This window comes from Colwellia sp. MB3u-55, assembly GCF_014076785.1.
Lineage (GTDB): Bacteria > Pseudomonadota > Gammaproteobacteria > Enterobacterales > Alteromonadaceae > Colwellia_A.
Genome location: NZ_JACGUS010000129.1, coordinates 1 through 270, shown reverse-complemented (window position 1 = coordinate 270; position 270 = coordinate 1). Strand labels below are relative to the sequence as shown.

1 protein-coding gene is annotated in these 270 nt (G+C 44.4%); it reads left to right on the top strand.

Annotated features, from left to right (window positions below; all coding sequences use genetic code 11):
• Positions 1-270 (top strand): cadherin-like domain-containing protein (locus H4J66_RS19925; protein WP_182176651.1); only part of this gene is annotated, 270 nt, incomplete at both ends.

Below are 270 nucleotides of genomic sequence, written 5' to 3'. Positions count from 1 at the left end.
AACTGCAGACGGTCCACTAACTGTCACCAGCTTTACGGTTGGTGGAAATACGTACAATGCAGGTGATACGGTTACCCTTGCTGAAGGTGAACTCATCTTAAATGCAGACGGTAGCTATACCTTCACACCAAATGATAATTTCAACGGTGCTGTTCCTGTTATTACATATACCGGTACCGATGGTGCTGGTGACACTCAGAGTTCTACCCTAACCATTTCAGTGACACCGGTTTCAGATTTAAGTGATGATAGTGAAACGGTTACGATAGC